27 protein-coding genes are annotated in these 26167 nt (G+C 41.2%); 14 read left to right on the top strand and 13 right to left on the bottom strand.

The window, feature by feature from the left end:
- The first annotated feature begins 68 nt into the window (after positions 1–68).
- The 8 genes from DMB45_RS10235 to DMB45_RS10200 all read left to right on the top strand — a co-directional run bounded on the left by DMB45_RS10235 (position 69) and on the right by DMB45_RS10200 (position 6313).
- On the top strand, positions 69–1199 hold the full coding sequence (locus DMB45_RS10235; protein ID WP_041504757.1) for a glycosyltransferase: 1131 nt from the start codon (positions 69–71) through the stop codon (positions 1197–1199).
- Entirely contained in the window at positions 1190–1810 is a 621-nt protein-coding gene (locus DMB45_RS10230; protein ID WP_041502455.1) for an RNA polymerase sigma factor, read from the top strand. The genes DMB45_RS10235 and DMB45_RS10230 overlap by 10 nt, the downstream gene beginning before the upstream one ends.
- Positions 1797–2477: a peptidase associated/transthyretin-like domain-containing protein gene (locus tag DMB45_RS10225; RefSeq protein ID WP_041502454.1), complete on the top strand. Its 681-nt coding sequence runs from the start codon at positions 1797–1799 to the stop codon at positions 2475–2477. Before DMB45_RS10230 ends, DMB45_RS10225 begins: the two co-directional genes overlap by 14 nt.
- Positions 2478–2567: 90 nt before the next feature.
- Positions 2568–3161: an OmpH family outer membrane protein gene (locus DMB45_RS10220; protein WP_041504759.1), complete on the top strand. Its 594-nt coding sequence runs from the start codon at positions 2568–2570 to the stop codon at positions 3159–3161.
- Positions 3162–3225: 64 nt separating this feature from the next.
- The gene (locus tag DMB45_RS10215) at positions 3226–3606 is read left to right on the top strand and encodes an SRPBCC domain-containing protein (protein ID WP_041502512.1); all 381 of its coding nucleotides are present in this window, start codon (positions 3226–3228) and stop codon (positions 3604–3606) included.
- An 81-nt stretch (positions 3607–3687) separates the two neighbouring features.
- Positions 3688–4941: a YeiH family protein gene (locus DMB45_RS10210; protein WP_041504760.1), complete on the top strand. Its 1254-nt coding sequence runs from the start codon at positions 3688–3690 to the stop codon at positions 4939–4941.
- A gap of 95 nt (positions 4942–5036) precedes the next feature.
- Positions 5037–5693 (top strand): fructose-6-phosphate aldolase, encoded by a 657-nt coding sequence (fsa, locus tag DMB45_RS10205; RefSeq protein ID WP_041502451.1) that lies wholly within the window; start codon positions 5037–5039, stop codon positions 5691–5693.
- An 11-nt stretch (positions 5694–5704) separates the two neighbouring features.
- The gene (locus tag DMB45_RS10200) at positions 5705–6313 is read left to right on the top strand and encodes an L-threonylcarbamoyladenylate synthase (RefSeq protein WP_041502450.1); all 609 of its coding nucleotides are present in this window, start codon (positions 5705–5707) and stop codon (positions 6311–6313) included.
- 71 nt (positions 6314–6384) lie between these two features.
- Here DMB45_RS10200 and DMB45_RS10195 read toward each other — a convergent pair whose 3' ends face one another.
- The 9 genes from DMB45_RS10195 to DMB45_RS15080 all read right to left on the bottom strand — a co-directional run bounded on the left by DMB45_RS10195 (position 6385) and on the right by DMB45_RS15080 (position 14534).
- The gene (locus DMB45_RS10195; RefSeq protein ID WP_041504761.1) at positions 6385–7833 is read right to left on the bottom strand and encodes a TrkH family potassium uptake protein; all 1449 of its coding nucleotides are present in this window, start codon (positions 7831–7833) and stop codon (positions 6385–6387) included.
- A complete protein-coding gene (trkA, locus tag DMB45_RS10190; RefSeq protein ID WP_041502448.1) occupies positions 7830–9173 on the bottom strand; it encodes a Trk system potassium transporter TrkA in 1344 nt (447 codons plus the stop codon). Before trkA ends, DMB45_RS10195 begins: the two co-directional genes overlap by 4 nt.
- Positions 9174–9259: 86 nt before the next feature.
- Entirely contained in the window at positions 9260–11206 is a 1947-nt protein-coding gene (locus DMB45_RS10185; RefSeq protein WP_041502447.1) for a ComEC/Rec2 family competence protein, read from the bottom strand.
- A gap of 53 nt (positions 11207–11259) precedes the next feature.
- Complete coding sequence (gene def, locus DMB45_RS10180) at positions 11260–11814, bottom strand: peptide deformylase (RefSeq protein ID WP_041502446.1); 555 nt, start codon at positions 11812–11814, stop codon at positions 11260–11262.
- 2 nt (positions 11815–11816) lie between these two features.
- The gene (ruvX, locus tag DMB45_RS10175; protein WP_041502445.1) at positions 11817–12242 is read right to left on the bottom strand and encodes a Holliday junction resolvase RuvX; all 426 of its coding nucleotides are present in this window, start codon (positions 12240–12242) and stop codon (positions 11817–11819) included.
- A 5-nt stretch (positions 12243–12247) separates the two neighbouring features.
- Positions 12248–12559, bottom strand: coding sequence for an FtsB family cell division protein (locus tag DMB45_RS10170; RefSeq protein WP_041502444.1), 312 nt, complete (start codon positions 12557–12559; stop codon positions 12248–12250).
- A complete protein-coding gene (locus tag DMB45_RS10165) occupies positions 12549–13742 on the bottom strand; it encodes a M1 aminopeptidase family protein (protein ID WP_146216438.1) in 1194 nt (397 codons plus the stop codon). The genes DMB45_RS10170 and DMB45_RS10165 overlap by 11 nt, the downstream gene beginning before the upstream one ends.
- Positions 13693–14103 carry a hypothetical protein gene (locus DMB45_RS10160; protein ID WP_041502442.1) on the bottom strand — a complete coding sequence of 137 codons (411 nt, stop codon included), beginning with the start codon at positions 14101–14103 and terminating at the stop codon, positions 13693–13695. Before DMB45_RS10160 ends, DMB45_RS10165 begins: the two co-directional genes overlap by 50 nt.
- A gap of 260 nt (positions 14104–14363) precedes the next feature.
- A complete protein-coding gene (locus DMB45_RS15080) occupies positions 14364–14534 on the bottom strand; it encodes a fibronectin type III domain-containing protein (RefSeq protein WP_394341861.1) in 171 nt (56 codons plus the stop codon).
- Positions 14535–15512: 978 nt separating this feature from the next.
- Between DMB45_RS15080 and DMB45_RS10150 the strand changes: the two genes are divergently transcribed.
- Positions 15513–16481 (top strand): carbamate kinase, encoded by a 969-nt coding sequence (locus DMB45_RS10150; RefSeq protein WP_041502440.1) that lies wholly within the window; start codon positions 15513–15515, stop codon positions 16479–16481.
- Between the two features lie 115 nt (positions 16482–16596).
- A complete protein-coding gene (locus tag DMB45_RS10145) occupies positions 16597–17598 on the top strand; it encodes an ornithine carbamoyltransferase (protein WP_041502439.1) in 1002 nt (333 codons plus the stop codon).
- A gap of 50 nt (positions 17599–17648) precedes the next feature.
- Here the strand turns inward: DMB45_RS10145 and DMB45_RS10140 are convergent, their stop codons facing one another.
- On the bottom strand, positions 17649–17987 hold the full coding sequence (locus tag DMB45_RS10140; protein WP_041502438.1) for an STAS domain-containing protein: 339 nt from the start codon (positions 17985–17987) through the stop codon (positions 17649–17651).
- Positions 17988–18238: 251 nt separating this feature from the next.
- Here DMB45_RS10140 and gcvT point away from each other — a divergent pair, with 251 nt between their 5' ends.
- From gcvT to DMB45_RS10120, 4 genes are all read left to right on the top strand, one after another.
- Positions 18239–19336 (top strand): glycine cleavage system aminomethyltransferase GcvT, encoded by a 1098-nt coding sequence (gene gcvT, locus DMB45_RS10135; RefSeq protein WP_041504837.1) that lies wholly within the window; start codon positions 18239–18241, stop codon positions 19334–19336.
- Between the two features lie 239 nt (positions 19337–19575).
- Positions 19576–20649 (top strand): 3-phosphoserine/phosphohydroxythreonine transaminase, encoded by a 1074-nt coding sequence (serC, locus tag DMB45_RS10130; RefSeq protein WP_041502437.1) that lies wholly within the window; start codon positions 19576–19578, stop codon positions 20647–20649.
- A 144-nt stretch (positions 20650–20793) separates the two neighbouring features.
- Positions 20794–21714 carry a 3-phosphoglycerate dehydrogenase gene (locus DMB45_RS10125; RefSeq protein ID WP_041502436.1) on the top strand — a complete coding sequence of 307 codons (921 nt, stop codon included), beginning with the start codon at positions 20794–20796 and terminating at the stop codon, positions 21712–21714.
- A 135-nt stretch (positions 21715–21849) separates the two neighbouring features.
- A complete protein-coding gene (locus DMB45_RS10120; protein ID WP_041504763.1) occupies positions 21850–23100 on the top strand; it encodes a DUF1015 domain-containing protein in 1251 nt (416 codons plus the stop codon).
- Between the two features lie 429 nt (positions 23101–23529).
- Here the strand turns inward: DMB45_RS10120 and DMB45_RS10115 are convergent, their stop codons facing one another.
- From DMB45_RS10115 to DMB45_RS10105, 3 genes are read right to left on the bottom strand one after another with little or no spacing between them, the layout of a single operon-like run.
- Positions 23530–24864, bottom strand: coding sequence for an ABC transporter permease (locus DMB45_RS10115; protein WP_041502434.1), 1335 nt, complete (start codon positions 24862–24864; stop codon positions 23530–23532).
- Positions 24865–24876: 12 nt separating this feature from the next.
- Positions 24877–25794, bottom strand: coding sequence for an ABC transporter ATP-binding protein (locus DMB45_RS10110; protein WP_041502433.1), 918 nt, complete (start codon positions 25792–25794; stop codon positions 24877–24879).
- A gap of 41 nt (positions 25795–25835) precedes the next feature.
- Positions 25836–26150 carry an acetyl-CoA carboxylase biotin carboxyl carrier protein subunit gene (locus DMB45_RS10105; RefSeq protein WP_041502432.1) on the bottom strand — a complete coding sequence of 105 codons (315 nt, stop codon included), beginning with the start codon at positions 26148–26150 and terminating at the stop codon, positions 25836–25838.
- Positions 26151–26167 lie beyond the last annotated feature (17 nt).

The following is a 26167-nucleotide window of genomic DNA, read 5'->3' as shown; positions in this document are numbered from 1 at the left end:
TACGGTAATTTAAGGTTTAAGTATGTATATTTGTCCGATTTTTGCACGATGGAACAAATATTTTTATTATGGAGAATCTTCGGATTATATGGGAAGGGTATGGGTTTTACGGGTATGTGGCGATTTTTCTGCTTTTTTTGTGGGGGATTCACCTGTTTTACGTCATATATAAGAGTACCTCCGTTTTGCGAAAGGATAAAAAAAGAGTGGGAGGTTCGAAGGAAGGGGTTTCGGTTATTATTGTTTCCCATAATAATGCCGAATTCCTGAAGAGAAATCTGCCGAGTTTTTTAATGCAGTTTTATGAAAACTACGAAGTGATCGTGGTTGATGAGTGTTCGGAGGACGATACTCAGGATGTTTTGGCCGAGATACAAAAGGCGTATCCTCAGTTACGCTATACGCGTATCTTTCCCGACACGAAATTTCGTTTTACGAAGAAACTGGCGATTAATATAGGAATATTGGCGGCGAAACATGACATATTGCTGTTTTCAGAGAGTTATTGTCGTCCTGCTTCCTCTTTTTGGGTAAGAACGATGCAATCCTATTTTGATAAAGATACGGCGGTCGTATTGGGATTCTCCAATTATATCGAGGATGGACCGGGTATAATGAAACGGCGGTGTTTTCGGTTATTACGTTTTTTGAAAATGTGTTTTCTTGTGAAATCGAAAAAATATATTTTGGGTGATGGATGTAACATGGCGTATAGAAAATCGTATTACATAAAGAATCGCGGTTTCACGGGAAATTCGCAATCATATTTAGGTTACGATAACGATATGGTTAGGGAATTGTCTAAATTTGGAAAGGTTCGAGTGGTAAAAGACCCGAATAGTTATATGATTGTAGATGAAAACGATAAGAAGGGTGGAGTGGATGAGATTTCTTATTACTTTGCCAGTAAGTTCAAATGGCCGATCGCGTTGCGTGCGCAAGTGGAAGGGGATGAGATTGTGCGTATTTTATTTTACGGCTTGTCATTTTGCTTTATAATTATGGGTGTTTTTGAGGAATATTTATTAATATTAGTTCTTTTAACATTTTTATTAGATTTTATATTGTTAAATATTTACTCTAAGCATCTAAAACAAAGAAAATTATTCCTAACTTCGTTAGTCGTAAGTACAGTGGGTTTTGCCTATCGATGGTACTGGAATGGATATTCATTTTTTAACAGAAAGAAATGGAGATAACGAATAATTTATCAGAAAAAGCGCTTTATGATTATAAAATTGTAAAGCGAGCGATTGGGGGTGACGAAAAAGCTTATGCAGAGTTGTTTAAAAGGTATAAAGATTCCGTCTATTTCATGATATTGAAGATGGTGAATAACCGTACCGATGCGGAAGATTTGATGTTCGAAGCATTTGAAAAGGCTTTTGCGAGTTTAAATTATTATTCACCTCAATTTGCTTTCAGTACGTGGTTATTTAAGATCGCATCGAATAATACCATTGATTTTATACGAAAGAAAAAAGCTTTAACCGTTTCTTTAGATAAAGATGATATCAATCCGGACGACCGGGGATATATCAATAGTGTTCCGGCGGATGTATTAAGCCCGGAAGAAGAGACAATTCGCAATCAACGCGCAGAATTCATGCGTGAAAAAGTGGCGATGTTGAAAGGACGTTATCGGAAATTGATCGAATTACGTTACTTTGACGAATTTTCTTATGAAGAGATTGCTCAGGAGTTGGCGATTCCCTTAGGAACTGTTAAAGCTCAGTTGTTTCGGGCAAGGGAGCTATTGCTGAATATTTTGCAGAATAGTGAAATTGCTCGGGAGAATGAGAGGATTTAAGTTTTTCCTGTTATTTTTTTTCTTTTATGGCATATATAGTGTTAACGGACAGGTTGAGAAGCAGGATAATCTGTTCGTTACGGGAGTAGTGTGCGATCGGGATAGTATTTTTCCGCTCCGGAACGCTCTCTGCCGATTGGATAGTACTTACCGGGGAGTAGACGAGGACGGGCGTTTCGCTTTTGAGGTAAAGATGGGGGATACGTTGGTCTTTTCTCACGTGGGGTATGTGCCCGTGAAAATAGTCGTTAGCGATACGCTTACTCAAAGAGATTATCTGTTAGGGATTTTTATGACTCGGGATACTGTATTATTGGCGGAGGTTGTGGTCATCCCCCGTTATGTATTGGAAGATTATAAGCCGGACCGCAGTATGGAGAATGCCTTATATAATGAAAAAGGGATTGTTGCCGGGGCTTTTTCTCCGGTAACGAAAATGGACCGGGAGATGAATCGGAAAATGCAGATAGAAAAATTTGCTCATACGGTAGAGAACAAGGGACATGTGGATGTTGGATTTGGAGTGGGGGTCCAATCGATAAGGACGATTCGTAAGCTTTATATGTCTCGGAAATTATATGAACGGTTTCGCCCGATTCGACAGGATGAAGTGGACCTGTTAAAGAAAATTTTTTATGTAGAAAAAAGGGAAAAACGAGCCAACTAAAAGAAGAAAGACTATCTTTGTAACTGAAACTATTTCCACCGGGAAGTCCGTTTCCAGTTAATCGATTTATTAATAACAAAGTTATATTTTATGAAAAATTTTTCGATAGGATTAAATGTGTTATTGTTAGTTGCCGTGGTCGTGTTGTATATTTTGCATTTTGCAGGAAGTAATAAAGCAGGCAATGAATCGGAAGGAGTAAAAGTTGTTAATCCTGAGGCTAAAATCGTCTATATCAATATGGATACCTTATTGAGTAATTACACTCAGTCGAGAGAATTGAATGAGGCTTTTTTGAAAAAGATAGAGAAGTATAAGACGGACATGAACGTGAAAATGAAATCCCTGGTAAAGAGACAAGACGAATATCAACGTAAGTTGGAGAATAACGGGTTCGTGACCCGGGAGAGTGCCAATCAGGAGTATTACGATATCGTACTCGAAAGTCAGAATATGGAGCGTTTGAAACAGGAAACTCAAGAGAGTATACTGCGTGAGCAGAACGAAATCAATAAAAAGTTGTATGATGTTATTATTGCTTTTTTGAAAGAATACAACAAGGAAAAAGGTTATAATTTAATTTTGAGTACAACCTTGGGTGGAACTGTTTTTTATGCAGAAGACGGATTTGATATAACGCAAGACATATTGAAACAGTTGAATGCACAATATAAGAAGAAATAAATAGGATAGATAATAAAGAGAAAAGGCTGAATAAATCAGCCTTTTCTTTTATATGAAAAAGTTTATGGATTTTAAGTATACGATTGAAATAGTTGCCGATCCGGAAGAGGTGTTTGCAGCTTTGACCAATCCTTTTCAAATCGAGCTTTGGAGCGGTTATCCGGCACAAATGAAGGCTGAGAAGGGGTTTGTTTTTTCTCTTTGGGAAGGAGATATCTGTGGTGTGAACTTAGAGATAGAGCCTTACAAGAGGGTGGTGCAGGAGTGGTTTTTCGGAGAAACAGAAAACCCTTCGGTAGTAACGATCGAATTGAAGAAGAAAAAAGAGACGACTCGCGTGGAGTTATTGCATACTCATATTCCGGACGAGGTGTATGATGAAATCGTGGAAGGCTGGAAAGAGTATTACTGGGGGGCGATAAAGGGGATGTTGGAAATGTATTGATATAAAATCAGTAAAAATGCGGATGTATTGAAAAAAAATGTATCTTATTTTTGTCGCTGAATAAATTTAAGAATTAGTCAGATGAGTAAATGTAAGATTTCCGAAGATTGGACCTCAGCAATAGTGGGGTGGTTTATTATTTTATTGATAATTTTTCAGTTGAAACCGCAGTGGCCTTCCTTTAGCTGGCCGGATGCAGATGTCTTGATTAATAAGGTATTTGCTTTAGATAACGTGGGGCATGCTCTTTTGGTTTTTGGGTTTATGTTTATTATGGCGTTGATTGCCGGAAGAATGAACGGCCGTAGTTTTAGATCCGTTATCTATAGTTTCCCTGTCGTGTTCTTTTTGACGCTTTTGGCTATGGTGGTCGGCGGGAATAAATTTTTAAAGGATTGGGGATTGGAGACGGTGATATTCAGTTTATTAATCGGCCTTTTCATCAGCAATGTTTTTTCTATTCCCAAGTGGTTGAAAGAGTCCCTTTCTTCGGAGCTTTTTGTGAAAATCGGATTGGTGTTATTAGGAACGACCGTATTGTTCGGAGACTTGCTGAAGTCCGGTTCGCTGGGGTTGATACAGTCTTGTATCGTTGTCTTCGTGGTGTGGAATTTTTGTTTCTGGTTATGCAAGAGAATGGGTATTGATAAAGAGATGGCTTTAATGTTATCCAGTGCTGTTTCCATCTGTGGCGTATCGGCAGCCGTGGCCACGGCTGGAGCAATCAAAGGGGATAAAACCAAATTGTCCTATGTCGTTTCGTTGGTTTTGGTAGTAGCGGTTCCGATGATCATACTTATGCCGGCCCTGGCTAAATTGCTCGATTTGCCGGAAGATATGGCCGGAGCATGGATCGGGGGAACTATCGATACTACCGGGGCGGTGGCCGCAACAGGCGCTATATACGGGGAAGTCGCTTTACAGACCAGTACCATTGTGAAATTTTCTCAGAACGTATTGTTGGGTATTGCCGCTTTTTTAATCAGCATATATTGGTCCTATACCAAAAAGGAGGTAGAGGGCGTAGAGGAAAAACCGACTTTAAAAGTGATATGGACCCGTTTCCCGAAGTTCGTGTTGGGTTTTGTAGCTGCTTCTTTGGTATTTTCTTTTCTGATAGACCCTTCCGTTGTGAGTGAGGCAAAACCGATTCTGAAAAATATTCAGGGTCTCTGGTTTGCCCTTGCGTTTACTTCAATCGGTTTGGAAACGGATTTCAGGAGTTTGATTACCTCCGAAAACAGACGTTCGACTTATGCTTTTCTGGGAGCCCAGGTATTTAATGTGTTTTTTACCTTATTGATAGCTTGGCTGTTATTTGGTGTATTGAGTTGAGAATGATATTTTTAATTCTTCATTTTTAATAATATTCGGATATTGTTTATATTTTTGTGTGCAGTTCATGATGTTAAACCTAAAAATGATATTATATGAAGTTTTTTATTGACACCGCAAATTTGGACCAGATTAGGGAAGCTAATGATTTGGGGGTATTGGACGGAGTGACGACAAATCCTTCGTTGATGGCCAAAGAAGGAATAAAGGGAGTAGAAAATTGCAAAAAACACTATATCGAAATATGCAATATTGTAGATGGTGATGTAAGTGCGGAAGTGATCGCTACGGATTATGAAGGAATGATAAGAGAAGGAGAGGAATTAGCTGCTTTACATCCCAATATCGTGGTGAAGGTACCTTGCATCGCGGATGGAATTAAAGCGATAAAATATTTCTCTGGAAAAGGAATTCGTACGAATTGTACTTTGGTTTTTTCACCGGGGCAAGCTTTATTGGCTGCTAAAGCTGGTGCTACTTACGTCTCTCCTTTTGTTGGTAGATTGGATGATATCAGTAGTGACGGTATTGAATTAGTGGAAAAAATTGTTGATATGTATGCTTATTACGGATACAATACTCAGGTGTTAGCCGCTTCGATTCGTCATACGCAACATATTATTCAATGTATAGAGGCCGGAGCCGATGTAGCGACCTGTCCGTTGAATGCTATCAAGGGGTTATTGAAACATCCGTTGACGGATAGTGGTTTAGCCGCATTTCTGGCTGATTACAAGAAGGTGAACTCGTAAATCAGCGGGTTATGTTTGTACGCTTATTCGAGGATAATCCCAATGAAAGGGAGATTCGAAAGATTGTGGATTTGTTACACGACGGAGGCGTGATTATTTATCCTACCGATACGATCTATGCTATCGGATGCGATATTAATAACGTGAAAGCGGTGCAACGGGTATCGGCCATCCGCGGCGTGAAAGCGGAAAAGGCGAATTTCTCGATGATATGTAAAGATTTGAGTAACATATCCATTTATGCAAAAGTGAATAATGAGGTGTTCCGGACGATGAAGCAGTATATACCGGGCCCTTACACTTTCGTGTTGCCTGCCACGAATAAATTACCGAATGTGTTGATGAATAAGCGGAAAACGATAGGGATTCGCATTCCAAATAATTTTATAGTGCAGGCCATTGTAAAAGAGTTGGACGGGCCTTTGCTGACGACTTCCGTAAAGGGAGGTCCCGATGAAGAGGTCGAATACATTACGGATCCGGAATTGATTCATGAAAAATATGAAAAATTGGTAGATCTGGTCATTGACGGAGGGTACGGTAAAAATGTTCCTTCTACCGTATTGGATTGTACGGGAGATGAAATAGCCGTGATCCGTCAGGGATTAGGGGAATTATAAGACCGCTTTTATGCTATAACGGCGCTTTCTTTTAAGATGGCGCCGTTTTTTATTGTTTGTTCCGAACGCAATTATTTTTTCCAGAAAGTTCTGCTAAATAAAACGAGTACGGTGAATACCTCCAGACGACCGACTAACATTAGGATTGCCAGGAATATTTTTGCAATACCGGGAAGGATGGAAAAGTTACCCATCGGGCCGATCTCTCCAAATCCCGGTCCCACGTTACTCAGGGAGGTAATAACGGCGCTACAGGCTGTCGCGATATCTTTCGTGAAAAAAGACATGATAACGCTGGAGATGCCGAATATGAAGATGTATAGAATGGCGAATCCCATCACTCCGCTCATGATGTTCGGATGCACGCTTTTGTTATTGTATTTCACGTTAATGATGCCGTTGGGGTGTATGATTCGCTTCATCTCGATGAACGAATTTTTAAACAACAGGCTTATGCGAACGCATTTTAGTCCACCGGAGGTGGAACCCGCCGAGGCTCCGACAAACATCAAGACGAAAATAATTATACCCAAGAGAGGAGGCCACAGAAGGTAATCGGTCGTCGCGTAGCCGGTGGTCGTTTGTATGGTAACGACTTGGAACAGGGCATCGCGAATGCTTTTCTCTAAATCGGAATATCCGTTAAAATAGAGCCCTAAAGCGATGATCGTACTGGATACGACGACAATAAGAAAATAGAGTTTGAATTCTTCATCCCGGAAAGGATTGCGTATCTTTTTTAAGATTACGGAGTACATGAGTCCGAAATTGGTTCCTGCCAAAAACATGAAGATAATAAATACATATTGAATATAGGCTGAGTCCCAGTAAGCGATGCTATTTTGTTTCGTTGAATACCCTCCGGTCGCCATGGTGGTGAATGAATGACAGATGGAATCGAAAAGATCCATCCCGCCTAAAAGAAGGAAAACCGTTTGCAGAAGGGTCAAGGACAAGTATAGAGTCCACATGCGCTGGGCCGTTGAGGTGAAGGTGGCCGTGAATTTATCGTGGGTCGGGCCTGTTACTTCCGCCACGAACATATCCCGTCCTTCAATTCCGAAACCGGGTAAGATGGCCAGCAGCAATACGATGATACCGATACCTCCCATCCATTGGGTCAGGGAGCGCCAGAATAAAGTCGCGTGCGGTAGGGCTTCGACATTGTTAATAATGGAAGAGCCCGTCGTGGTGAATCCGGACATCGTTTCGAAGACGGCATCGACAATAGAGGGGATGGTATTGCCAAACAAGTAAGGTAGACAACCGAATACGGTAAAAATGACCCAGGTAGAGGTTACGATAAAATATCCGTCTTTCTTTGCTAAAACCCGGTCCTTTACTTTTACCGTAAATGCCATAAGCGATCCGGCTGTCAAGGTGATTACGGCGGAGTAGATGAATGCCAGTAAATCGTTTTCCCCGTAAATTAAAGCGACAACGATACAAAGCACGAGAAAGGCACTTTCTACTAATAAAAGTTTTCCTATGATGTTTACGATAAATCGGAAGTTGATCATTTCTGAAAGAGCTTAATTACTTTTTTTACGGCATTGGGCAAAGCGAAAATAACCACGTTGTCTCCGGCTGCAATTTGCACGTCTCCTTTGGCGATAATGGCTTCGCCATCCCGGATGACCCCTCCGACTGTGGCGTTGAGGGGAAAGTTTATATCTGCCAATGTTTTTTTGGTAATCTTGGAGCCTGCTTCTGCTGTCAATTCGAAAACCTCCGCCTCGGAAAACGTCAGGAACTTCAGGTGTTTTACATCTACATTCATGGTATAGCGATAGATGTGTGAAGCGGCGATTAATTTCGTATTGACTAATGTTCCGATACCTATATTTTCGGCGAGATCGATATAATCGATATTTTCTACCTCCGCCACGCTTTTTTTCACTCCTAATTTCTTGGCTAATAGGCAAGACAATATATTTGTTTCGGAGGAGTGCGTAACGCTGATGAATGCATCCGTATTCTTTATTCCCTCTTCCCGGAGGAGTGCGAGATCTCTTCCGTCACCATTGATAACCAAAGTCGATTTTAATTTGTCGGCCAAGAGGATACATTTTTCCCGGTCTTTCTCGATAATTTTTACATTGTAATTTTTTTCCAGCAAGGAGGCTGCTTTCACTCCGATGCGGGAACCTCCCACGATAACGACATTTTTAATTTCGTATTGTGATTTTCCGCAGAGGGCAAAGATATTGGGTACATAAAACGGCTTTGTCACAATAAAGACCAAATCCCCGTACATGAATGAATCTAATCCTCTGGGAATAATGGTCCTGTCTGCCCTTTTGATAGCGACGACCCGAAAGTTCTGTGCTCCATAGCGTTCTGCCATTTTGATCAGGGTCAGGTTCAAAACCGGGGCATTTTCCCATAGCTTAATACCCAGCAGCTGAAGCCTCCCGTCGGAAAATTCATGTAATTGTCTTGACCCGCTTTGCTTTAAAGAGGCGACAATCTCTTCTGCCGCCAAACGTTCTGGATAGATCAAAGAGTCGATCCCGATCATTTTCAAATACTCTTTGTTCTCATTTTCTAAGTATTCGCTGTTATTTACTCTGGCGATCGTTTGTTTTGCCCCTAATTTTTTGGCCAATATGGCTGAGTTGATATTCTGGTCTTCTAAATGATTTACCGCAATGAAGAGATCGCATTTGTTTACACCGGCATCTTTTAAGGCTCCGATAGAGGTACACGACCCCACGATAGACAACACGTCCAGTTGGTTTTCGAGTAATTCGAGTTTTTCCTGATCGCTGTCTATCAACATGATGTTATGCTCTTGCTTGCTGAGCATATTCGCGAGATGTGTTCCGACTTCTCCTGCTCCCGCTATAACGATATTCATTTTAGTTAGGTGTTATTTAAGCCAGCAAAATAAAGAATTATAATTTTAATACCATAATTTTGCCGAATGAAATTGCAATAAAAGAGCTATTTTAGTTTGAGTTGTAGCGATCCGTTTTCATTAGTGGTCTGCAAGGGAAGTCCTTTTTCTTTTGCCCATATCCTCCAGGCTTCAATGCTACGACTGCGATTGGAGCCGTCGAGGATGATTTTTTTCAATTGGCTTTCGGAAAGACAGGAGAGCTGGTGCGGAAAAATATTGCCGGTGATAACGAGGTAGTCGGTAGGAGGAATGTTCCGGGTTGAAGAGTCGGCAATATATAATGAAAAGGAGGGAGAGATAAGCCGATTATGCAAACGTTGTATCTCGTCCGCAATGAAGCTGTGATGAGGAGGGATGGCTTTCAGACGGTTCGCTTCGATATAGGGAAGATGCCGTGAATGGGGATAGGTATTCTTTAAAAAGGTATAATATCCCTTGTAATTCAAAAGAATCATAGAGCTGTTATAGCGGTGATAGATAACGACCTCTTGATTGCTTTGTTTTTCGTATCGGGAGATACCGTTGAAGAGGAGCAAAGAGAGAGAGACGAGGTATATGATATGTCGGATGTATGATTTGCGATTGGTTGTGTAGGCCCGAAAAGACAAGAGGAGGAGGTAAATTAAAACGAGTTGTACGGGGGTAGGGTAAAGATTATCCTGCACGAGAGAAAAGCGGTCAAAAATATGTAGTAGGAATAAAAGAGATCGTTCTATACCTACGATAAAAGGAGAGACAAGCAAGCCGATACATCCCGGCAATGCAAGTATTAAAATACCCCCGTATAATAGAGCCGTGGCCAAGGGAATGGCCGCGATATTAATGATAACGCTGTTTAACGTCAAAGAATGAAAATAGTAAGCTGTCAGGGGGAGGACGGCGATCTGTGCCGCTAAACTGAGAAAAAAAAGCGAACATATTTTTTGAATAACGACGGGCCGGCGGTTGGATTTTACCCGAAAAACGGGATAAAGCAGTACGATTCCCGTGTATGCCGCGTAGGACATCTGGAAGCTTACGGAATAAAGTAGCGCCGGTTTTATCAACAGGGTGAAAAAAGCGGAGGCCCCGACGGCATTTAAAGGGGTATGGTCTTTATGTAATAATTTACTTATGACAATAAAGCTTAAGATCGAGGCAGCCCTGCATGCCGACGGAGAGAGTCCCGATACGAAAGCGAACAGCCATAATAAAGGAATAAGCAGCCATTCTCCCTTTTTTAGATGAAGTACAGATAAAACAGACGTTAATAACAGATAGATGGCTCCCATATGCAGACCGGAGATCGCTAATAAATGGACTGTTCCGGTGGATTGAAATACTTTTCGATAATCCGGGGGGATATTGTATTTGTAGCCGAGACAAAGTGCTTGTAAGAGAGAGCGTGTCGTCGTATCTTTTACCGTGTGATTTAATTTTTCAAGTAACGCTTTCCGGATTTTTTGCGAAAGTCCCCAAAAAGAAGATCGGTGTTTGACGGGAGTCAGCGGAGAGAGTGCGATCCCTTGTAGATGAATTCCCTGTTGTCGGAGATAATCGTTGTAATCGAATTCATAAATGTTGGAACGGGAGGAGAGGGGAAATAACCTGGCCTGGAAATAGAAACAATCCCCGATTTCCGGGCAGAGAGAATCCTTAACCTGTAAACGTATGCATAACGCTTTGTTTTTTATGATGTAGTGATCGGGGGAGAATTGACCGGTGTATTCTCCTGTTATGGCATAGTTTTTCCCGTTCAGGGGAATAGGAACTTCAGGGGAATAATTTCTATACGCGGCGAGGAAAAAGAGGAACAGGACAAGGGATAGATTTTGAAATAGAAAATTTCGGGATAGTAGGAAAGTGTATGCAATCGACGCGAGCGAGAGAAGTATACCTACCGTGTATCCTTGGAGCGTGAAGGCCGTTATATGGCTGCTCCATAAAATCCCGCCTGTTACCGGAAAGGATAGCAGTATAAAAGGATATTTATGTTTGAATAAGGCAAACATACGCGATTCGTTTATAATGAATAAACTACGGCGTATGTTTTTGGACGGCCGGATTATTTCGGCAATACGACCCTGTAGTCTATTTTAAATTTACCGGCGCTAATATTGTTTAACTTGCTCTTTAATAGTCTTTTTTTCAATACGGAAAGATGATCCGTGAATACTATCCCGTCCAAATGATCGTATTCGTGTTGTATGATACGGGCACGCATCCCCTCGAATTCTTCCACGTGATCTTCCCAATTTTCGTCTTTATAGGCAATTTTTATCTTGTCTTTTCTGAGAACATCTTCGTGGATCCCGGGGATACTGAGACATCCTTCGTTTTGTAATACATTCTCTCCTGTCCGTTCTATGATGTGCGCGTTGATAAAGGTCTTTTTAAAATCTTTACACCGGGGATCGTATTCTTCAAACGGAGTTCCGTCTATCACGAAGATACGGATGTTTTTTCCAATTTGGGGTGCGGCGAGTCCTACGCCATCCGATTCGTACATGGTTTGCCACATATCTTCCAATAATTTGGGTAGTCCTTCGTAATCGGGTGTGATATCTTCCGATATTTTTCGAAGGATCGGATGTCCGTAGATATAAATAGGTAAAAGCATAGTTAAATGTTTAAATTCCGTTGTTTTTCCATATAAGACTGTAGGATGATAGTTGCGCTGATCGTGTCGACGATCGCTTTATTCTGCCTTTGTTTTTTTTTAGCTCCTCCTTCCAACAGGGCCTTATGAGCTAATACGGAGGTAAAACGTTCATCGTACATTTCCACGGGAATGGTCGGAAATTTTCGTTTTAGTGCCGTGAGGAAAGGTTTAATATAAACCATACTCTCGGAATCCGTGTTATTCAATTGCTTCGGGTAGCCCACGACAAACAGATCAACCGTTTCTTTAGAAGTATAAACTTCCAAAAATTGTAAAATTTCATGTGATCCGACCGTTGCGATACCGTTGGCAATAATACGACAAGGATCTGTTGCGGCAACTCCCACCCGTTTTTTCCCGTAATCGATAGCAACAATTCTTCCCAATACGTTTACTTTTTTATCACAATGAAAATATCTTCATTTTCATTTTTCATTAAATACTGCTCTCTCGCGAATTTTTCGAGATTATCCCGGTTACTCAATAACTCCTCTTTTTTCCGGTTGTCTTCTTCAATCTTTTTCTTGTAATACCGCTTTTCGTTTTCCAGTTTGAGAATTTTGGATTGTAATTGGATCTTGTCGATAAAACTGTATTTATCGAATAAAACGATCCAAATAACAAATACCAGAGTAACAAACGTGTACTTGTTTGCGAATCGTTGAAAAAAGTACCGGATAGGTTGTTTTTTTTCACCTTGCATATGACAAAGATACGAAGAATTCGCGGAAAATATGCAAAACCTGGACGAAAATAGCTAAGTAATTGGTTGAAAATCTCAAAAGCGTGCAGGCGTGGACACAGAGAAGAACACGCTTATGAACTACCGTTCTACCTATGTGCATGGTCGAGACGGTCATCTCGCCCGGTTTTTTAACACGAAGGGTATAGGCTGTGAAATTAACCTCTTTGGATGCCTGCATTTCGACCGGTGGAACCGCTGTCGGGTACCACATCACTTCCGGTACAAGCAACGTGAATTTATCTGAAACGAAAGCCGAGCGTTTACCGTAATTTTCATGGAAGGAGGTGTAGACGACGGGTGCGAAGAAATCCTCGTCGGGGATATTTACCTGATAAATATCCTCGTCGATACTTCCCCCGTATTCGATCTCCAGTTCGATCTTCTCGCCGGGAGCCAGGGAATGTTCGATGACGACAATCTGGCGATCCCTGTGAAAGGGAAGGTTTTGCCCGTCGGATTCAATCTTGTCGATCTCGAGTCCCGGGTTTAAAAAGAGTAAGAGCCGGTCCATTTTTACTTTTTTCTGGTTTTGGACCTTCATCCGGCTTGTTGCCGAAAACTGACTCCCTTTGGGTTGATACGTGATGTCGTGGGTGAGCATGCGTGAGGTGGGGTATTTATTGTATTCGAGAAACGCTTCGCGATAGGCGATTCTATTCTTCAAGCGGGTTTGAAACTTCTCGACGTAAATGTACCCCAGGCACGAGGAAAATACCAGAAGCAGGGAGGCGGAAACTATAAAATAAGGCTTTTGTCCGGGGACTCCGGGTAATCTCTTCGCGAGTGGAACGGCAAAACAAAGAAAACTGGTTCCTAACAATAAAAAAGCGATGCGCTGGAGCAGGTAATCCTCGAGATGCATAAAGCCGGCTATCGTGGAAAAAGAGTCTGGCAACCAATTGCCGCGGAAATCCAGTATCCCGTGAAGGGGTGTTGTCAGGTAAGCGTACGCCAAGTAGAGAAAAACGGTCAGGATAAGCCAATTTAAAAAAGGGCGTTTGACCAACCTGTTGACAAGCAAGGATAACCCGGTGATGAAAACGAGCGAGGGCAGTATGCGCGTGAGAAGGTAAAATAGATTTATCAAGGGGTTAACCGGTGAATCCGGCACGAATATATTGATAAACACGCAAGCAATCATGAAAATGACATCTACTGCAAGGAACGGAAGAAGAACACCTGAAAATTCCCATAAATAGGATTGCCCGTTGCCGACAGGTCGCGTGGAAAGCACTTCCCGGGTATCCGCTTTTTTTTTGCTTTCTCCGGGTGTCGCAAACGATGAAAGTAATGATTAACGATTGAAACAGGTTCAAAAAGTAAATCCCGCGTAAGGGAATGGATGACGCGAATGCGATATTCGACCCTAGAACGCGATTCGTATCCGGCGGGATCAATACACCTATCGTGTATCCCAGTATCCCGAGAATAAAGAAGTAAAACAACCAGTTTCTTCTTACCAGTTTGCTCACGTAAAAGGTTGCGGTTTTTAGGGCCGTCATGTTATTTCAATCATTGTTCGTTTAACTCCCGGGCAATTCATATCATGATTTCCCGGGAGTTTTCATTTTTAGTATGTTGCGTATGGATCCATAAATGTGATAGGATCGCTAACTAATGATGGCTTACTCGGTCCTGCTGCATTAAAAGCATACACTCGAAATTCCACCTGAGTTCCTTCAACCATATTTGTGGCGGTATATGTAATAGCAGTAATAGGCGGATCAGCTTCGAATCTTTTCCACCTACTCTCCGACGTTACCTATCTATACTCCACCTGATAGTGTGTCACTGGTGCCCCCCCGTCATATCGGGGTGGTGTCCATGTTATAGTACATCCATGTCTGTTTATATCAGTAATAACGGGCCGTCCCGGAGGACCAAGAGCATCAATATGTAGGTTTGCACTCGTAAATACAAGTGTCGTGATCAAGCCCAAACTGACAAACAAGAATAGTTTCAAAATGTTCTTTTTAATAGTTTTCTTAATTTTGATGTTTATAGTGTAATTAAGTTTTAAAAGAAATAATATGATCTAATATTGAAAATAATTATCATTATTCTTTTAATAAAATTTATTCATGAAGAGAAATTTTAGCTTTTATTGCTATTGATCCGTATTTCTTTTTTCAATAGCTGCGGTGCTGATAAGAGTTCAATTATCCCTATCTCAAATAGGGATGAGGTTTTCCTGTTACCGAAAAATTGGAGTTTAAGCCTTTTAATTAGTAGGACATTCTTGTAAAGGGGGCGGTATTCCGCAAGAGGGGAACGTGGTTTTGAGGCCAGCTGTAACTTGCGAGTATAACAAGAATATTTTTGCGTCGTATAAAACTGATTTAAATGTTTAAACAAAGACGAGATTGCAAATTTGCAGGGTTTGACTAAGAATATATCCCCTGATGGAATGCCAGTATTTCACTTTTGGGAAGATTAAAAGAATGTGTCCGAAAAACTTGGACAGCCCTTTGTATTTTTGGTTTGCGCGACTATCGGCGAAAAGTCAGAAGGGGATTGAAAATTCTCTTAAATGGAGTAGAATGTAGTTCAGGTATTTGAGTCGTTTAATGGTGTAAATCAAAGTGTATCTAATGCTTTGTTGTAGCCTTCTTTCTCGATAAACTCTTGTAAGCTTATTGTAGTCAAACAAATATCTGCCAACGACATCCGATATGCAAAAAAGAGAAAGTTAAACGAAAGTTCTGGTGGAAATTTTTTACGGGAAAAGATCGATTTTGCGCTGCATATTTATAAAAACGAAGGGAATATTTATACATATAACTTATAATCAGTGATTTATGTAAATATAAAAATGGAATTTACCTATTTTTCGTATGACTTATTTCGTTAGCTTTGTGGACGAAAATGAAACATTGAAAAGAGTTAGAAAAATAATTATAAAAGTTGTTGTATGGAAAAGAAACTGGCTGTGGTTGCCTTGGGAGGTAACGCTTTGCTGAGAGGAAATCAAAAAGGAACAATCGAGGAGCAAAATGCGAATACGGTTGATACTTTGGAAAATTTGGTCTTTTTATTGAAAGACGGATATAATCTGATCATTTCTCACGGGAATGGTCCGCAGGTGGGAAATGTTTTGATGGATAATGCTGCCGGTGTGGAGAAATTCGGAAATGCGGCAATGCCTTTAGATGTTTGTGTCGCTTATACTCAGGGACAAATCGGGTATATGATTGAACGGAATCTGCGTAATATTCTGAAAAAGCATGGAATTAAACGGAATGTAATCTCTATGGTTTCTCAGGTAATCGTGGATAAGAATGATCCCGCCATGAGCAATCCGACGAAACGTGTCGGAAAGATATACATGAAAGAGGAGGCCGACCGCTTGGCAAAAGAGAAGGGATGGGTATTTAAGGAGGAGATAAAAGTGGAAGGAGGTTGGAGACGGGTTGTCCCTTCTCCCGAGCCTATTGATTTTATGAATGCCGAGTTGGTAGAACGCTTGGCCCGGGAAGGCAATATCGTTATTACCACGGGGGGGGGAGGAATTCCCGTGTATCTGGACGAACAAGGAGAAATTAAACCGCTGGAAGGTGTAATCGATAAGGATTTAGCTTCTTCCATGGTGGGTAGTCGGGTGAAAGCGGACGAATTTTATATATTGACGGACGTACCTTATATCTATAAGGATTATAAAAAACCGACTCAAAAGGTGTTGGAGTTTTTGGATTATGCCGATACGGTAAAATATTTGGAGGATGGTACGTTTGCGGAAGGGAGTATGGCACCTAAAATCAGGGCCTGTCTGCGCTTTGTAAAGAATGGGGGGCAAAAAGCCGTGATTACGGAGGCCACGAAGTTGGAAGATAAAAAATACGGTTCGAAAATCACCATGGAGTACGAGGACGACAGAAGATGATTTTTCACTTTCTATTCTCGCTTCTATATTGTAAATTTGACGGAATTTTATAACGGAAAGAATATTGTCCTTTTCAATATGAAATAGGGAATCATAAATTTAAAATTATATTAGTATGGCTTTTAATTTAAGAAACAGGAATTTTTTGAAGTTATTGGACTTCACTCCGAAAGAGATTAAATACATGTTGGATTTGGCTGCTGATTTGAAAAAAGCGAAGTATGCCGGAACAGAACAACCTCGTTTGAAAGGGAAAAATATCGCTTTGATATTCGAGAAAACATCTACTCGTACGCGTTGTGCTTTTGAGGTAGCCGCTTATGATCAAGGAGCTCACGTGACTTATCTCGGTCCTTCCGGATCTCAGATCGGCGTGAAGGAGTCGATGAAGGATACGGCTCGTGTTCTGGGACGCATGTACGACGGAATAGAGTATCGCGGATTTGCTCAGAAAACAGTTGAAGAGTTGGCCGAGTATGCTGGTGTACCCGTGTGGAACGGATTGACGAACGAGTTTCATCCGACCCAAATCCTGGCTGACTTCCTGACAATGATGGAGCATTCGGACAAACCGTTGAATCAGGTTACTTTTGCTTATCTCGGGGATGCTCGTTTTAACATGGGCAATTCGTTGATGGTCGGTGGTGCTAAGATGGGAATGGACGTACGTATTGTTGCACCGAAGGGATTGCAGCCCGATGCGGAATTAGTAGCCACATGTCAGGAGATCGCCAAGGAAACCGGAGCCAAAGTTACGATTACGGATAATGTTGAAGCTGGAGTGAAGGGGTGCGATTTCTTGTACACGGACGTATGGGTGTCTATGGGCGAGCCTGCAGAGGTTTGGGCGGAGAGAATCAAACTTTTGACCCCGTATCAGGTGAATAAGAAAGTGATGGAGATGACAGGAAACAAGAATTGTAAATTTATGCATTGTTTACCGGCATATCACAATCTGGAAACTCAGGTAGGGCGCGACGTGAACAAACAATTCGGGATGGATGGAATCGAAGTGACCGAAGAGGTATTCGAATCTGAAAATTCAATCGTATTCGATGAAGCCGAAAACCGTATGCATACGATCAAAGCTGTTATGGTTGCTACTTTAGGTGACTAATGCAAGATACAATAACAAGAAAAGCGGGTTGAAACCCGCTTTTTTTTTATTTACATCGATTGTAAACAAGTTTCTCTGGTTCCGGTAATATCGAAGATTACTTGCAAGTGCAGTAATTTGAAAATCTCTAATACCTCTGGGGTAAGATTGCATAATTTCAAAGTAGATCCGATACTTTTAGCAGTCTTGAATAGAGCAATGATACAACCGATACCACTACTATCGATAAAATCAATTCCATGGAGATCGAAAACCATTTTACACTCCTTGTTGTTTAAAAGTGGTCTGAGTTGTTGTTTTACTTCGTCGGCGATGGATAATGTAAATCGGGTTACATCCACAAACTCGACAAGAGTAATTCCGTTTTGTTCTGTTACATTGAGAATCATTGTTAATTGGTTTATTAAGGATTAATATTTATCGTAGTTTATGTTTTTTCATTCGAAAAGGTATTGTTTTTTCCCTTTATCCGGGTACTATGTTACAAAAGTAATCATTTTTTATTGGAATAAAAAGCAGAATAATTCCGAAAGATAATATTTTTACAGAAAGGATGGCAAGGATAAATAAAAATTTTAACTTTGCGGAACGTTTGACACAACGTGCGGAAAATAATATAAATATAAAAATAACAGATAAAATGAAAACTACCGTTTTTACACATTTTCATGAAGCGCTTGGAGCGAGAATGGCTCCGTTTGCCGGTTATAACATGCCGATAGAATATACTGGCATCAAGGAAGAACACAATACGGTTCGGGAAAAGATCGGGGTATTTGATGTTTCCCATATGGGCGAATTTTGGGTGAAGGGCCCCAAGGCTTTTGAATTGGTTCAGAAATTAACGTCCAATGATGTAGCCGCGCTAACGGACGGAAAAGTTCAATATAGTTGCTTCCCCAACGAGACGGGTGGAATAGTGGATGATCTTTTGGTATATCGTTTCAGCGCGGAAAAGTATTTGTTGGTGGTAAATGCCGCCAATATCGACAAGGATTGGGAGTGGTGCACAAAGTGGGCCAAAGAGTTGGGAATGAATGTCGATACGGATTTGGAAAATGCATCGGATAATATTTGTCAGTTAGCAGTTCAGGGACCTTTGGCATTGAAAGCGATGCAAAAATTGACTACGGCAAATGTTGAGGATATGGAGTATTATACGTTCCAGGAAATTCCTTTTGCAGGAGTGGACAAAGTGATATTTTCCACCACGGGTTATACCGGGGCGGGAGGATGTGAAATTTATGCTTATAATAAAGATGCCGATAAGATTTGGAACGCTGTATTCGAAGCCGGGGCCGAATTCGGAATAAAGCCGGCAGGATTGGGAGCCCGGGATACTTTACGTTTAGAGGCGGGCTTCTGTTTATACGGACATGAAATTGACGATACTCATTCTCCGATAGAAGCAGGCTTGGGTTGGATTACCAAATTTGTTCCGGGAAATGATTTTATCAACCGGGCTTATCACGAGAAGTTGAAAGCGGATAAACCTTCCCGTTACATGAAACCGTTCGAATTATTGGATAAAGGTATCGCTCGTCAGGGATATGTGATCGAAGATGCCGAAGGAAACGAGATCGGAGTCGTTTGTTCCGGGACTGTTTCCCCTTGGACTGGAAAATCTATCGGAACCGGATACGTGAAGAGCGGTTTCCATAAATTGGATACTGAGATTTATATTCGGGTAAGAAATAAAGCTCTTAAGGCAAAGATTGTAAAGACGCCGTTCTTTTAATCGGATGCACGGAGTCGTATAATCAGAGAGGCATCCGGAGACGGATGCTTCCTCTTTTTTTAAAATACAAAGTAGGTCTGTAAAGGACTTTGGTAAGGAGGCAAGTTGTTTGATTTTCAGTTAATAAGAAAAACGAATAAAAAAACGGTAAAAAGGTTTTTTATACAGACTTATTTCGCATATTTGTAGTGTTTTTATAAATAAGATTTTCGTATTAAATCTATTAAATAATTTTAGTGATGAGAAAACATATTTTTAATGCCGGTCCTTGTAAATTACCGGATTCTACATTGGAAAATGTATCAAAGGCTGTTCTTGAGTTCGGAAACACGGGGCAATCTATTATGGAGGTATCTCACCGTTCTGCAGATTTTCAAGCTGTTTACGATGAAGCCGTTGCCTTGTTCAAAGAGGTGTTGAACATTCCGGAAGGTTATTCTGTACTTTTCTTGGGAGGTGGAGCCAGCATGCAGTTTTGTATGATTCCGTACAACTTTTTAAACAAAAAAGCTGCTTACGTGAATACCGGAACTTGGTCTACGGCTGCCATTAAGGAGGCTAAAATGTGGGGTGAGGTGGAAATCGTGGCTTCTTCTGAAGCTGACGGATTTACTTACTATCCGAAATTTACTATCCCTTCTGACGTGGATTATATGCACATTACCTCAAACAATACCATTCGCGGTACTGAAATTTTTGAAGATCCGACTTCTCCGGTACCTTTGATTGCCGACATGTCTTCTGATATCTGCAGTCGTCCGGTTGATGTGGCTAAATATGCAATGATCTATGGCGGTTGCCAAAAGAATCTCGGACCTGCCGGTGTTACTTTCGTGATCATTAAGAATGACTTTTTGAATAACGTGGTAAAAGACAGAATGATTCCGACGATGTTGAGATATCAGACTCATGTAGACAAAGAATCGATGTACAATACACCTCCTTGTATCAACATCTTTGGCGTAAAAGAGACGTTGAAATGGGTTAAAGCGATGGGTGGAGTGAAAGCCATGGAGAAGTTGGCTATCGAAAGAGCCGATATGGTTTACGCTGAATTGGAGAGAAGTAAAGTTTTCCGTCCGGTCGTTAAAGAAGGTTCTCGCTCCAGAATGAACATTCCGTTCTTGTTGAGAGAAGGATACGAGTCTTTGGAGAAAGAATTCCTTGATTTCGCAAAATCCAAGAATTTGGTAGGTCTTAAAGGTCACCGTTCAGTAGGTGGTTTCCGTGCTTCTACTTATAACGCATGTACGATTGAAGATGTAAAAGCTTTGGTCGCCGCTATGCAAGAATTTGAAGCAAAACACATTTAACGATTATAGGTTTACGATTTCAGATCTACATTCGGTTTGCTTGGGGCGGGCCGACTGTGATCCGGAATCGTAAATCTTTTTTTTATTATTTAAAACATACGATGTATTCCGATTCAGGAGACTCGTGATTTAAAATTTATCGAGATGGCAAAGAAAGTTTTAGTCGCAACAGAAAAACCGTTTGCTGCTGTTGCAGTGAAAGGAATTAAAGAGATTGTTGAAGCTCAGGGATATGAGTTCGTCCTATTAGAAAAATATACTTCACAGGCCGAGTTGCTTGCAGCTGTTGCTGATGTGGATGCTATGATTATCCGTTCTGATAAAGCAACCAAGGAAGTGATCGATGCTGCCAAGAATTTGAAAGTAATCGTTCGTGCGGGAGCCGGATACGACAATATCGATTTGGCCGCTTGTACTGCACGTGGCATTGTTGCCATGAATACTCCGGGACAAAATTCAAATGCCGTTGCCGAATTAGCTTTCGGTATGATGATTTACATGGCCCGTAATTTCTATAACGGAAAATCGGGTTCCGAGTTGAAAGACAAGACGATCGGTATTCATGCTTATGGAAATGTAGGGCAGAATGTTGGACGTATCGCCCGGGGATTCGGTATGGAAGTATACGCTTTTGACCCTTTCATGACGGACGAGCAGATCAAAGCTGCTGGTGCTACTCCGTTGCACTCTGCTGAGGAGATGTATAAAAAATGTCAATACATCTCGTTGCATATCCCGGCAACGGAACAAACTAAAAAATCGATCAATTACAATTTGTTGAAAGACATGCCGAAGGGAGCCGTTCTGGTAAATACAGCCCGTCAGGAAGTAATCGACGAAGAAGGGTTGGCTAAATTGATGGAAGAGAGAAACGATTTCCACTATATTACCGATATTGCTCCGGTATGTGATTGTTTCAGTAAATTCGAAGGTCGCTTCTTTGCCACTCCTAAAAAAATGGGAGCTCAGACAGAAGAGGCTAACGTGAATGCAGGTTTGGCTGCAGCGCATCAAATTGTTAATTTCTTCGAGAAAGGCGATCAAAAATTTAAAGTAAACAAATAAATTGTAAATTTTGGGTTTACGATGAAGAGGATTCGGGAAATAGGTGATTCGAAGGTTGAATATAGAGTTTAGATAATCGCCCAATTACTAATTTTTCGTATAGTTAAGTCGTAAACTGCTAAATCAAAATGAAATATGGCTATAGTAAAACCATTTAAAGGATTACGTCCACCAACCCAAGAGGTTTGCGAAGAGTTGGCGTGTCTGCCTTATGATGTGATGAATTCGGAGGAAGCCGCTCAGATGGCTGCCGGAAAGCCTCGTTCTTTATTGCATGTTACCCGTGCGGAGATCGATTGTGCTCCGGGTACGGATATTCATTCGGAAACCGTTTATAACAAGAGTGTAGAGAACTTTAAAATGTTTCAGGACAAAGGTTGGTTAATACAGGATGCCGAACCTAAGTTTTATATTTACGCTCAGACGATGGAGGGAAGAACTCAATACGGTATCGTGGGTTGTGCCGCTTGCGAAGACTACATGAACGGAATCATTAAGAAACATGAATTGACTCGTCCGGATAAGGAAGAGGATCGTATGATCTTAACCCGTTACGTGAAGGCCAATCTGGAACCCGTATTTTTTGCCTATAAGGCTGTTCCTGAGATTGACGCTATCGTGGATGATATCGTGAAAAACCGGAAAGCCGATTATGATTTTGTGGCCGAAGACGGTTTCGGACATCATTTTTGGGCTATCAACTGTCCGGAAACCAATAAACGTTTGGAAGAGTTGTTCGCGACAAAAGTTCCTTATACTTATGTAGCCGACGGACACCACAGAACAGCTGCTGCTGCCCGTATCGGAGCCGAGTTCAAATCTAAGAATCCGGACCATAACGGAACAGAGGAGTACAATTTCTTCATGGCCGTGCATTTCCCGGATACTCAGTTGAAAATTATCGATTACAACCGGGTTGTGAGGGATTTGAACGGGTTGACGGAGGAGGAGTTATTGGCTAAATTAGCCGATCATTTTACCGTGGAGTGTATGGGAACTGAAATATACCATCCGGCTAAATTGCATGAATTCAGCATGTATTTGGGTGGCAAGTGGTATAAACTGACAGCTAAAGCGGGAAGCTACGATGATAATGATCCTATCGGAGTATTGGATGTGACGATCCTGTCCAATCATGTGTTGGCGGATATTCTTGATATCCAGGATTTGCGTCGTTCTACTCGTATAGATTTTGTCGGTGGAATCCGCGGTTTGGGTGAGTTAAAACGTCGTGTCGATAACGGTGAAATGAAAGTGGCTTTTGCCCTTTATCCCGTTTCTATGGAGCAATTGATTAACATTGCAGATACGGGTAATATTATGCCGCCGAAGACTACTTGGTTTGAACCGAAGCTTCGTTCCGGAATGGTAATTCATAAAATCTGATTATAGCGGCCTTCGGGCCGCTTTTTTTATGTCTTGAAGCTTTATTAATTTAGACAATTTTGTACCTTTGTTTTGCCAAAGTATATTTATCGGGTAAATACCGCAGTAGATGGTGTCCGTCTTATTATATAAGAGCAGGGAATTCCTCGCACGTGTATTTATCCGTGTATACTTTGGCAAAGTGAGGAACCCTGCTCTTTTTTTGTACGAGCAAAAGTAACAGAAACAGATAGGATATACAAAATAAGAACTGGTTTTAGTTCGAAAAAAGATCGCTTAGAGTATACGTGATATGTAGCATAGGGTTACCGGGAGGCAGGAAAGACTACATTTCTCTATAGGAATTTAAAGATGCGGTTGAGAGATAAGTGTTCATGTTGGTGACAGAGGTGGTGTTGTTGACCGGGTAGTGACCCTACCCGGTTTCGTTTAATATTTTAACCATTTGTACAATTCTTTCCAGGTGACCTTTTTGCCGTACATTAGAATTCCGATGCGGTAGATCTTGCCGGATAACCAGGTGAAGAACAGGAAGGCGGCCACCAACAAGAGCATGGAGGTTATAATTTCCCACGTGGGAACTCCGAAAGGAATTCGGACAAGCATGACAACGGGAGAGGTAAACGGAATCAACGAACCCCAGAATGCGATCGACGAGTCCGGATTTTTCATGGCAGCGATACCAATATAGAAAGCAACGACTAAGATAATGGACAGAGGCGTCATAAATTGTTGAGAGTCCGTTTCGTTATCGACGGCGGCGCCTATGGCTGCAAACAGAGAAGCGTATAATAGGTATCCTCCCATGAAATAGAAAAGAAAGGCTCCGATGAATTTGAGGATAAATGACGGGTCTATCGTCTTCACGAGGCTTTGAATAACGGCAAGTTGCTGCGGGTTGAAGGTTGAGTCTTGGGCCATTATTCCTAAATCGGTCGCATTCTTCAGAGCTTCTATATCTATATTAGGCATGAAAACGATCTGTACGATAATGATTACGAGCAAGCATATTACGATCCAGATCAGGAACTGCAAAAGACCGACAGCGGCAACCCCGATGATCTTACCCAGGAGAAATTGGAAAGGTTTTACGGAAGAGACGAGCACTTCTATAATCCGGTTCGTTTTTTCTTCAATAACACCTTTTAAAACTTGGGAGGCATACATGAAAATAAAGAAGTAGATGATTATGCCCGGAACAAGTCCTATGATCGAGGCAATTTCGGAGGAACTTTCTTTGGCGTCACCTTTTTCCGATACGACCATCGTGCGAACCAATACCGGTGTTCGCGTGTTTTGTAATTTTTCTTCTAAATCGGGAATTTGGCTTTCCGCGATGACTCGAGAACGTTTGATATTTTCAATTTTCTGACGCAATTGGGCCGAAAACTCGTTCTTTAGCTCCATGGGGACCTGTGAGAAAGAGTAAATAGAAAATTCGCCGTCACGCATGACCTCTTTCGGAATGATTGTGATGGCGTAAAAATTGTTTTGTTTCAAATATCGGGCGAAATCACTTTCCGGAATATCCTGGTCCAAATAGGTGAAACTGGTATTGTTAATCTGCTCGAACGGTTGTTCGATAGAAGAGTGGTTGATGACGGCGACGTCTCGTTTTTGCTGGTCGTTTCTTAATAACATCCACATTAAGAAGGCGTAAAATAAAGCAAAAAGAATCGGAACGAAGATGGTGACGATCAGGAATGTTTTTTTACGAACTCTTGTCGTGAACTCCCGGTTGATAATAATTAAAATCTTGTTCATAATAGTTTGATCTTATTGCTCTTTTACCAATTTAATAAAAATATCATTCATTCCGGGAATGATTTTTTGGAATGAAATGACTTCTGTTTCGGGTAATACTCTGTTTAATAAGATATTCGAAGTACAAGGCCGGGTTTGTTGCAGGACGATTTCCTGGATGTCTCCTTCTACCCGTTGAGATATGATTTCAAATTCGTTTCCGAGGATTTGTTCCGGAAAAAATGAAGGATTGTACCTACAGGTTAATTTATAGGTGTTGTTCGCGTATTTTTCCCGGATTCGGTTAATGGGCCCCTCTATAATCTTCCGGGATTTGTTAATCAAAGCGATATGGCTGCAAATTTCTTCGACAGACGCCATATTATGAGTAGAGAAAATGATGGTTGTCCCTTTACGTCGTAACTCCAGGATTTCTTTTTTCAATAGCTCTACATTGATGGGGTCAAATCCGCTGAAAGGTTCGTCGAAGATTAACAATTCCGGTTCGTGGAGGACTGTGGTGATGAATTGAACCTTCTGTGCCATGCCTTTTGATAATTCTTCCACTTTTTTATCCCACCAATTTCCGATTTCAAATTTTTCAAACCACATTTTTAATCGGTCTATCGCTTCTTTTTTGCTTATTCCCTTAAGGCGAGCAAGGTATACGGCTTGTTCCCCGACTTTCATTTTTTTGTACAATCCCCGTTCTTCCGGCAAATAACCGATATGGTTGACGTCTGACCGTTGTAGGGGATTACCTTTGAATAACAATTCTCCGGAATCAGGAGCGGTGATTTGGTTGATGATTCGGATTAAAGAGGTTTTTCCTGCTCCATTGGGACCTAACAGACCGTAAATTGAACCTTCCGGAATGTCAATGGAAACATGGTCTAAAGCTACGTGTTGGGTATAAGTTTTAACGATGTCTATCGCTTTAAAGAAACTCATGATGTAAGGTTGGTTTAAAGCCGCCCTTCGGGGCGGCTTCGTTATTCTATCTCGAACATTGACGTGTTTTTAGGAAGTTTGTCTCCTTTTTTCACATGGATTTTTTTCACATGTCCGGAAATCGGAGCAAGCACTTTATTGTGCATCTTCATGGCTTCCAGCAGGCATAACAAATCACCTGCTTCGACCTCTTGCCCCTCTTGAACGTAGATATCAATAATAGATCCCGGAATGTAAGTTGTAACATTTCCCGGATTTGGCTTTTCCCATTTCTGGCGATTCGTGAATTTTGTCGTCAGATGGGTCTTGTATTTTAACCCGTCGATTTCCAGGCTATCGTATTTACAATTACTCATCGTGGTATGTTTTAAAA

The sequence above is a fragment of the Sanguibacteroides justesenii genome (assembly GCF_003204205.1).
Lineage (GTDB): Bacteria > Bacteroidota > Bacteroidia > Bacteroidales > Marinifilaceae > Gabonibacter > Gabonibacter massiliensis.
The sequence above is the reverse complement of the archived record's forward strand: the minus strand, read 5'-3'. Positions and strand labels throughout refer to the sequence as shown.

Coding starts and splice junctions, on each gene's coding strand:
- DMB45_RS10235 (WP_041504757.1), top strand. CDS start 69: ATGGAGAATCTTCGGATTATATGGGAAGGGTATGGGTTTTACGGGTAT.
- DMB45_RS10230 (WP_041502455.1), top strand. CDS start 1,190: ATGGAGATAACGAATAATTTATCAGAAAAAGCGCTTTATGATTATAAA.
- DMB45_RS10225 (WP_041502454.1), top strand. CDS start 1,797: ATGAGAGGATTTAAGTTTTTCCTGTTATTTTTTTTCTTTTATGGCATA.
- DMB45_RS10220 (WP_041504759.1), top strand. CDS start 2,568: ATGAAAAATTTTTCGATAGGATTAAATGTGTTATTGTTAGTTGCCGTG.
- DMB45_RS10215 (WP_041502512.1), top strand. CDS start 3,226: ATGGATTTTAAGTATACGATTGAAATAGTTGCCGATCCGGAAGAGGTG.
- DMB45_RS10210 (WP_041504760.1), top strand. CDS start 3,688: ATGAGTAAATGTAAGATTTCCGAAGATTGGACCTCAGCAATAGTGGGG.
- fsa (WP_041502451.1), top strand. CDS start 5,037: ATGAAGTTTTTTATTGACACCGCAAATTTGGACCAGATTAGGGAAGCT.
- DMB45_RS10200 (WP_041502450.1), top strand. CDS start 5,705: ATGTTTGTACGCTTATTCGAGGATAATCCCAATGAAAGGGAGATTCGA.
- DMB45_RS10195 (WP_041504761.1), bottom strand. CDS start 7,833: ATGATCAACTTCCGATTTATCGTAAACATCATAGGAAAACTTTTATTA.
- trkA (WP_041502448.1), bottom strand. CDS start 9,173: ATGAATATCGTTATAGCGGGAGCAGGAGAAGTCGGAACACATCTCGCG.
- DMB45_RS10185 (WP_041502447.1), bottom strand. CDS start 11,206: ATGTTTGCCTTATTCAAACATAAATATCCTTTTATACTGCTATCCTTT.
- def (WP_041502446.1), bottom strand. CDS start 11,814: ATGCTTTTACCTATTTATATCTACGGACATCCGATCCTTCGAAAAATA.
- DMB45_RS10170 (WP_041502444.1), bottom strand. CDS start 12,559: ATGCAAGGTGAAAAAAAACAACCTATCCGGTACTTTTTTCAACGATTC.
- DMB45_RS10165 (WP_146216438.1), bottom strand. CDS start 13,742: ATGATTGCTTGCGTGTTTATCAATATATTCGTGCCGGATTCACCGGTT.
- DMB45_RS10160 (WP_041502442.1), bottom strand. CDS start 14,103: ATGACGGCCCTAAAAACCGCAACCTTTTACGTGAGCAAACTGGTAAGA.
- DMB45_RS10150 (WP_041502440.1), top strand. CDS start 15,513: ATGGAAAAGAAACTGGCTGTGGTTGCCTTGGGAGGTAACGCTTTGCTG.
- DMB45_RS10145 (WP_041502439.1), top strand. CDS start 16,597: ATGGCTTTTAATTTAAGAAACAGGAATTTTTTGAAGTTATTGGACTTC.
- DMB45_RS10140 (WP_041502438.1), bottom strand. CDS start 17,987: ATGATTCTCAATGTAACAGAACAAAACGGAATTACTCTTGTCGAGTTT.
- gcvT (WP_041504837.1), top strand. CDS start 18,239: ATGAAAACTACCGTTTTTACACATTTTCATGAAGCGCTTGGAGCGAGA.
- serC (WP_041502437.1), top strand. CDS start 19,576: ATGAGAAAACATATTTTTAATGCCGGTCCTTGTAAATTACCGGATTCT.
- DMB45_RS10125 (WP_041502436.1), top strand. CDS start 20,794: ATGGCAAAGAAAGTTTTAGTCGCAACAGAAAAACCGTTTGCTGCTGTT.
- DMB45_RS10120 (WP_041504763.1), top strand. CDS start 21,850: ATGGCTATAGTAAAACCATTTAAAGGATTACGTCCACCAACCCAAGAG.
- DMB45_RS10115 (WP_041502434.1), bottom strand. CDS start 24,864: ATGAACAAGATTTTAATTATTATCAACCGGGAGTTCACGACAAGAGTT.
- DMB45_RS10110 (WP_041502433.1), bottom strand. CDS start 25,794: ATGAGTTTCTTTAAAGCGATAGACATCGTTAAAACTTATACCCAACAC.
- DMB45_RS10105 (WP_041502432.1), bottom strand. CDS start 26,150: ATGAGTAATTGTAAATACGATAGCCTGGAAATCGACGGGTTAAAATAC.